Source organism: Nitrospina gracilis 3/211, from assembly GCF_000341545.2.
GTDB lineage: Bacteria > Nitrospinota > Nitrospinia > Nitrospinales > Nitrospinaceae > Nitrospina > Nitrospina gracilis.
This window is the reverse complement of record NZ_HG422173.1, coordinates 2,642,913-2,649,286: the sequence shown is the minus strand read 5'-3', so window position 1 is coordinate 2,649,286 and position 6,374 is coordinate 2,642,913. Positions and strand designations below refer to the sequence as shown.

The 6,374-nt window shown below is 54.2% G+C and carries 6 protein-coding genes; 5 read left to right on the top strand and 1 reads right to left on the bottom strand.

Translation table 11 applies throughout. The features are described 5' to 3' along the window. Positions 1-129: 129 nt before the first annotated feature. Positions 130-1,413, bottom strand: a complete 1,284-nt coding sequence (locus TX82_RS12685) for an ammonium transporter (RefSeq protein WP_005011460.1) — start codon at positions 1,411-1,413, stop codon at positions 130-132. Positions 1,414-1,957: 544 nt separating this feature from the next. Here TX82_RS12685 and TX82_RS12680 point away from each other — a divergent pair. The 5 genes from TX82_RS12680 (at position 1,958) to fliP (ending at position 6,370) form a co-directional block, all read left to right on the top strand. Beyond that, positions 1,958-2,488, top strand: coding sequence for a flagellar basal body-associated FliL family protein (locus tag TX82_RS12680; RefSeq protein ID WP_005011458.1), 531 nt, complete (start codon positions 1,958-1,960; stop codon positions 2,486-2,488). A gap of 76 nt (positions 2,489-2,564) precedes the next feature. After that, positions 2,565-3,545: a flagellar motor switch protein FliM gene (gene fliM, locus TX82_RS12675; RefSeq protein WP_005011456.1), complete on the top strand. Its 981-nt coding sequence runs from the start codon at positions 2,565-2,567 to the stop codon at positions 3,543-3,545. A 3-nt stretch (positions 3,546-3,548) separates the two neighbouring features. After that, complete coding sequence (fliN, locus tag TX82_RS12670) at positions 3,549-3,926, top strand: flagellar motor switch protein FliN (protein WP_005011454.1); 378 nt, start codon at positions 3,549-3,551, stop codon at positions 3,924-3,926. Positions 3,927-4,208: 282 nt separating this feature from the next. Beyond that, entirely contained in the window at positions 4,209-5,609 is a 1,401-nt protein-coding gene (gene fliO / locus TX82_RS12665) for a flagellar biosynthetic protein FliO (RefSeq protein WP_005011450.1), read from the top strand. Beyond that, positions 5,609-6,370, top strand: coding sequence for a flagellar type III secretion system pore protein FliP (fliP, locus tag TX82_RS12660; protein WP_005011448.1), 762 nt, complete (start codon positions 5,609-5,611; stop codon positions 6,368-6,370). The genes fliO and fliP overlap by 1 nt, the downstream gene beginning before the upstream one ends. Positions 6,371-6,374 lie beyond the last annotated feature (4 nt).

Sequence of the window (6,374 nt, the reverse complement as noted above, 5' to 3'; positions counted from 1 at the left end):
CCTTTATGCCTGAAAAGGCTTGAATGGAATCGCCGCCTCCACCCGGTGTCCTCTTTTCCCGGCTGGAGGTGGCATTGCAATTGACCCGTGTCGTTCCGGCAGGTGCCGGAACCCTCCCTTAATGAATATTCATACGAGGTTGTAACCGGACTCCCCATGCTGGGTGGCGTCGAGGCCGATTTCCTCGTCCTCTTCATCCACGCGGAATCCGACCACCTTGTCCACCGCCACCACCAGACCGTAGGTGACGACGAAGGAATAAAGAGCCGCCGCGGCGACGCCGACGACCTGCACGCCGACCTGTTTCAGGTTGCCGTCCAACAGTCCTGTTCCTCCGTGGGTGACGAACAACCCGGTGGCCAGCGCTCCCCAGGCGCCCCCGACGCCGTGGATGCCGAACACGTCCAGGGAATCGTCGATGCCTTTACGGTGCTTCAGGATGACGGCCAGGTAGCAGATCATGCCCGCGACCACGCCAATGACCATCGCCCACAGGGGGGAGACGAAACCCGCCGCCGGGGTGATGGCCACCAGGCCCGCGACGATTCCCGATGCCGCACCCAGCGCACTGGGTTTTCCGGCTTTCACCTGCTCGGCAATCAACCAGCCGATCATCCCCGCCCCGGTGGCAACCTGGGTGTTGGTGAAGGCCAGAACGGCGTTCTGGTCCGCTGCAAGGGCGCTTCCGGCGTTGAAACCGAACCAGCCGAACCACAACAGGCCGGCGCCCAACAACACCAGGGGCAAATTGTGAGGAATCATCATGGGACCGGGGAAGCCCCGGCGTTTCTTGAGGTATAGGGCTGCCGCCAGACCCGCCACGCCGGAAGAGATATGGACCACCGTGCCGCCAGCGAAATCCAGGGCACCCAGTTCACCAAGCCAACCGCCTCCCCAAACCCAATGGCAGATGGGGTCGTAAACGAGGGTGGACCAGATGAAAATAAAGACGACGTAGGCTTTGAAGGACACCCGTTCGGCGATTCCCCCGCTGATCAGGGCCACGGTGATGATGGCGAACATCAGCTGGAACATGCAGAACAGGTACTCGGGAATGGTCCCGCTCAGCGTGTCCACCTTGGTTCCATTGAGGAAAACTTTGTCAAAACCCCCGACGAACCCACCGATATCACTGCCGAATGAAAGCGAATAGCCAATCAGGATCCACTGAATGGTGATCACCCCAAGAGGAATGAAGCTGTGCATGATGGTGCTCAGGACGTTTTTACGCCGCACCATGCCGCCGTAAAAGAGGGCCAGGCCGGGAAGCATCAACATGACCAGCGCGGATGACACGAGGATCCAGGCGGTGTCGGCGCCATTGAGTTGTGGGGCTTCCTCTGCATATGCCGGAAGAGCCCACAACAACCCCAATCCGATCGGGAAAATCGCATATTTAAAAAATCGACCCATTTTTCAGTCCTCAATTGATTGAAGTGGTTGCCCCCTACCGGGTAGGCGGAATCGGCGCACCTGCGGCGCGATATCAAGGTGACTTAATCAAATCCTGTACCCACAACGGGTTGAGGATTGAAATAATTGGAAAAAAGCCTGCAAACGGTTTTAATTGAGGGGGTTGGGTGGAGTGGATAACAGGGTCAGGCCGGAATGAAGGGTGGGACTTTGGAAAAGGCGGGTTCTAAGGTGCTGAGTTTTGCGGATGTTTCCAGCAGGCATGCTGAAAAAATAATCACAATTTGATTCAAGTATCCCTTGTTTTTACCGTGAAAGTATTAGGCCATGAACCATTTGAAGACCCTGCTTTAGTCAAGAACTTGACATAAAAAGTCAAAAAATGGGTTTCCCGGCTGCTTGAATTATTGATAGAAAAATATTAACTATTTATAATAATTGTAGTTATCCGGATTCAGGAACAGGTCTGGCCTTGGCACAGTCTTTGCTCATTATTCATTCGAATTGGAATAGCCACAATGCCCATTGATCGGGAGGAAGGCGCATGGCTCAGCAAGAAACACAGGAAGGTGTCGATCAGATAATTGATGAGGTTCCCCCTCGACGCGGGGTGAGCCGTGGATTTCTGCTCACTCTTCTCTTGATCGCGGGACTCGCGGTTGGCGGGTATTTTGCCTTCCTGAACTTCATACAGCCGCAGATGGAGGCCAAAAAGCAGGGTCAGGAGCTCCAGGTCCCGGGCTCGAAGTTCGCTGACAAGGAACCCGGGGAAATGGGTGTGATGTACCCCATGGAACCGTTTCTCATCAACCTCGCACGCAGCAACGGCAAGCAGTTCCTGAAAGTCAGCCTGACTCTGGAGCTCAGCTCCCCGGAGGTTCGCCCTGAGGTCAAGGCCAATGAATTCAAAATTGTGGATTCCATTCTGCTTTTACTCAGCAGCAAAACACGAGAGGACGTCATTTCCCTGCAGGGCAAGTTCAAGCTGAAGGATGAAATTGCCACGCGGGTAAACCGGTTTCTGGTGATGGGCCACGTCAAGGACGTCTATTTCTCGGAATTCATCGTTCAATAATAGATTTTGAGCGTGTATATTGGTTACAGGGCTCAATGGGCCCGAATCCGGTAAACGAGTTTACCAGGCTCTGAATATGGCACAGGTATTATCCAAAGGCGAAGTCGATGCCCTCCTGCGCGGTGTCAGCGAAAACCAGATCGAGGTGGAAGCCGACATCACGGAAGAGGAAAAGGGGGTCGTTCCCTACGACCTGACCAGCCAGGAAAAGATCATCCGGGGTCGCCTGCCGACCCTGGAAATCATCAACCAGTTCTTTTCCCGGCTGTTCCGCAACTCCTTTTCGGGGATGATGCGGCGCTCCGCCGACGTCAGCACGGTGTCAACCGATTCACTGAAGTTCGGCGATTTCCTGCGTTCCTTGCCGGTTCCTTCCAGCCTGCACGTATTCCGCATGGAGCCCCTGCGCGGATTCGGACTGGTCGTTATGGAAAGCAGTCTGGTGTTTGCGCTGGTGGACAACTTCTTTGGCGGCACCGGCTCATCCGAGATGAAGAATCAGGGCCGGGACTTCACTTCCATTGAAATGCGCATGACGCGCAACGTCATCCAGCAGGCGCTGGAAGACTGGGCCAATGCGTGGAAACCGGTGCATCGCGTCAAGACCTCTTACGTTCGTTCCGAGATCAATCCGCAGTTCGCTGCCATTGTTCCGCCCACGGACGTGGTGCTGATCATCGTGTTTGACATTGAGATGGAGCGCGCTTCCGGCACCATCACCATTTGCCTGCCGTACACGGCCATCGAGCCGGTTTTGCCGAAACTGAAAGCGAACTTCCAGAGTGAGCGGATGGAGGCCGACAAGGTCTGGATCCGCCGCTTGCGCGAGGAGTTGATGCAGACGGATGTCGAATGTGTGGTGGAGTTGGGTAAAACCCCCATGACTCCCCGCAAATTGCTTCAGCTCCAGGTGGGAGATACCCTGATGCTCGGCAACGATGTCTCCGATCCGTTGACGGTCAAGGTTGAAGGCATCAAGAAGTACATGGGCCACCCCGGTGTTTCCCGGGGAATGAAGGCCGTACAGATTTCCAAAATCATTGAAAGGGAAGAGTGACCTATGGCTGAATTCGATGACAATGAACTGGGCGCACTGGACGACCTGGATAAATTCGAGGATTTCGAATTCGACAAGGAAGGCGGAGACGAGGAAGTTGAGGGTGAAAAAACCAAACGCGATTCGCGGCTGGACCTCATTCTCGATATTCCGCTCACGGTGACGGTCGAATTGGGACGCTCGAAAATGTTGATTCATGACCTTCTTCAGCTTGGGCAGGGTTCGGTGATCGAACTCACCAAGATGGTAGGCGAGCCGTTGGAAGTCCTGGTTAACGACAAGCTGGTTGCCCGCGGCGAGGTCGTGGTGGTCAACGAAAAATTTGGCGTGCGCCTGACCGACATCGTTTCCCCCATGGAACGCGTGCAGTCTCTGGGTTGAGGCCAACGTCAATATTCCGCCCCGGACCCCGACCTTGGGGTGGGCGTAACCGCTCCGGGCGGACTCCTTCTTTCTTCGCTCAGCCCTTGCCGATCCCTCTCCTGCCTCAATAGGAGTTTTTAAAACCCCTTTGTTTGTAACGGGTTTTGAATTGCCCCTCGTTTAACCCTCTGAAATTCAAGAAGTTTTTCCACCCCATGGTATGGCCTTTGCACATTTAGGGTTGAACCCGGTGTCTGTCGGGTTTTTTGACACGTTCAACTCTTAAGGTGGGAAGGCGTTATGGAGTGGAAACGGTTTGGTTTGGCCTGGGCGCTGGTTCTCAATTTTCTGGTTGCCGGCGCAGCCTGGGCTCTGCCACTGACGGAATACAACAAGCTTCGCGATGTGATGGTGCGGGAAACGCAAGAGGGGCTCCATATTCAGCTCCAGTTCCGGCAAGCCCCCGATAATTTCCGGGCACCCGTTTTTTTTCAGAAATCGGTGCAGATCGACGTTCCCTTTGCCTACCTGGCTCCGGCCAAGCAGTACTTTCCCACTGGTGACGATGAGATTCACCAGGTGTATGCATCCCAGTACAACAAGGAACTGCTTCGCATCCGTTTCATTCTGGGTGAACGGAAAGAGGAATTGGAAAAACGGTTTCGTATTTCCCGAAAAGGAAACAACATTGATGTTCTCGTGCGCAATGGGGGCAGCTCTTCCAAAAAATCCAAACTCGTGCCGTCCCCCAAAAACGCGGACGATCCTTTGAGCGATTTTCTCGCATCCGGCCCTTCTCATATTCAGGTTCCCAAAACCGGCACGCAAACCATTTCAAGTGGAACCGAAAAAGAAACGGGCTCCCAGTCTCCGGATCCGTTCGTGGAAATTCTTGACGAAAGCAAAACCCAGCCCGCCAAACAAAAGGTGACTTCTACCAGCACACTTAAAAAGGAAACGTTGTCGGAGATGGTGGGTACGGCGTTTCGTAAAGATGAAAAAGGAAAGAAGACAACCGAATCCAGAGGCATTCCGGAAAAAGAAACGAGCTCGGTGTTGCAGGAAAAAGAAAAGTCCGGCGGACCGGATGTCTTTTCCGCCGGTTTCAAAATGTTTTACACATTGGCGCTGGTTCTGGGATTGATGTTTCTTCTGTTTCATGTGTTTAAAAAATATGTCTGGAAAAACGGGGTGTTTGGCACCGAGAACAAGCCCATCAAAGTGCTGTCCACAGGATTTCTGGGCCCGAAGAAAAGCATTGCCCTGGTTGAGGTAGCGGGTGAGGTGCTGGTGCTCGGCATTGCCAACGAAAACATTTCCCTTTTGGCGAACGTGGAGGATCCGGACCAGATCGACCGTATCAAGGGTGGCGCGCACACGCCAACTTCACGCATTCGCCGAAAAGATCCGGCCAGTGTGAGGGAGCCTGCCCCTTCCGTCATGGCAGAAGAAGCCTTCGAGGAAGAGGATGAAGCTCCGGTCGCGGCAACCGTCACGGCCGAGCCTTCCAAACCTTCGGTTCCCTCCCACAAACGCGTGGATGCCTACGAGCGTGTGGTGAAGCAATCCAAAACCACCAATCCGTTCCCCGATTTTGTTAAGCAGTTTGCAGATGACCAAAATAAAAACGACGGAGCGGATTCGGTAAAAGGGTTGGAGCAGCGCCTTAAGAAAACTCTTGAAGGCAACAAGGGGAAGTGATGCGTAGAATTTTCCTCACATTCATTGGCCTCCTGGTCCTCACTGCATTTTTTTCGGCGGGACCGGTTGCCGACGCGCAGGCGATCCCCATGCCCAGTATCCAGGTGGGCGTCGAGGACACGGAAGAACCGGAGGCGATGTCCACCGCCCTGCAGATCCTAGCCCTGCTCACCATTCTCACGCTGGCTCCTTCCATCCTCATCCTGATGACATCGTTTTCGCGCATAGTCATTGTGTTGTCGTTTCTCAGGCAGGCCATGGGAACCCAGCAAACCCCGCCGACGCAGGTGCTGGTGGGGCTGGCCCTGTTTCTGACGTTTTTTGTGATGAGTCCGGTCTTGACCCAGATCAATTCAGAGGCCCTGCAGCCCTATCTGAATGAGGAGATCTCGCAGGGCGAAGCGCTGGAGCGGGCGCAGGCCCCGATCAAGGGATTCATGCTGCGCCAGACACGCAACAAGGATCTCGACTTGTTCCTCAATATTTCCCAGGATGAGCGGCCTGAAACGGCGGAAGAGGTGAGTATGGCCGTCGTGGTTCCGGCGTTTGTCATCAGCGAGTTGAAAACAGCGTTTCAGATCGGGTTTCTCATCTACATTCCGTTTCTCATTCTTGACATGGTTGTGGCCAGTATCCTGCTTTCAATGGGTATGATGATGTTGCCGCCAGTGTTGATTTCACTTCCTTTCAAATTGATGCTGTTTGTCATGGTGGATGGATGGCACCTGACGGTGGGGTCGCTGGTGAAGAGTTTTTTCTGACGAG